Source organism: Streptomyces sp. NPDC001848 (assembly GCF_042891915.1).
Lineage (GTDB): Bacteria > Actinomycetota > Actinomycetes > Streptomycetales > Streptomycetaceae > Streptomyces.
Window position 1 is genome coordinate 1 of record NZ_JBIATP010000055.1, and the last position, 1138, is coordinate 1138.

Annotated in this window: 1 protein-coding gene; it reads left to right on the forward strand. The window is 69.3% G+C overall.

What is annotated here, in order from left to right; all coding sequences use genetic code 11:
- Positions 1 to 211 precede the first annotated feature (211 nt).
- The coding region (locus ACFYZJ_RS39405; RefSeq protein ID WP_388577231.1) for an IS4 family transposase at positions 212 to 1138 on the forward strand (927 nt) is incomplete at its 3' end.

Below are 1138 nucleotides of genomic sequence, written 5' to 3' on the forward strand. Positions count from 1 at the left end.
CTAAAGCCCAAGGCCATGAAGTTACGGGTGGGGTCGTGGCCGCAAGTGGGGTCTGATCTGGAAAGACGCCGGACGTGAGAAGCGGAGCCCCGGTAGAACTGGCTCGTCCGCCAAGACAAGTCGTTCACAAAGACCGGAGGCTCCGCTGTCCGGACAGTCTGTCATCACGCGTGAAATCGCGGTAGCCGAAGGCGTCTTCGCCCCGGGACATCTGGGCGAGTTAACCCAGGTCGTGCCCTTCGAGATGGTCGATGCGGTCCTCGTCGAGTGCGGGGCGGTGCAGCAGCGGCTGCGGAAACTGCCGGCCCGGGTGGTGGTCTACCTGCTGCTCGCGGCCACGCTGTTCGAGGAATGCGGCTACCCGACCGTGTGGCGCAAGCTGACCGCTGCCCTTGAGGCCCTGCCACTGCCGACGGTGACCGCGACCGCACTGTGGCACGCCCGCACCAGGCTCGGCGCACGCCCGCTGCAGGCCCTGTTCGACCTGCTGCGCGGCCCGGCCTCGGCGGTCCGCACCGCCGGGGCCCGCTGGGCCGGGCTGCTGGTGGTTGCCATCGACGGCACGTACCTGGACGTCGCCGACGACGCAGACGTGCGGGCCCGGCTGGGCAAGGGAGCCAACCAGTACACCGCCGCCTCCGGCTACCCTCAGGTCCTGCTGGTCGCCCTGGTCGCTTGCGGCACCCGCGCGGTCATCGACGCGGTCTTCGGCCCCCGCAAACCGGGCGAGCCCGTCCTCGGACGCCGCCTGCTGCGCTCGCTGCACGAGGGCATGGTCGTGCTGCTGGACCGGGGATTTGCCACCAACGCCTTCCTCGAAGCCGTGGACGGCACCGGGGCCGGCTTCCTGGCCCGGCTCTCCGCGCTGCGCAAACCGCCCGTCCTGCGCCGGTTCGACGACGGCTCCTTCCTCTCTAGGATTGGCACGGCCGAAGTCCGCGTCATCGAGTGCGAGATCACCATCTCCACTGCCACCGGGCGGCACACCGGCGTCTACCGCCTGGCCACCACCCTGCTCGATCCCCACCGCTACCCGGCATTCGAGCTGGTCAGGCTGTATCACGAGAGATGGGAAGTGGAGTCCGCCTACTTCGCAATCAAGAAGTCTCTGCTCGGCCGGCGCGTGCTGCGGGCCCGC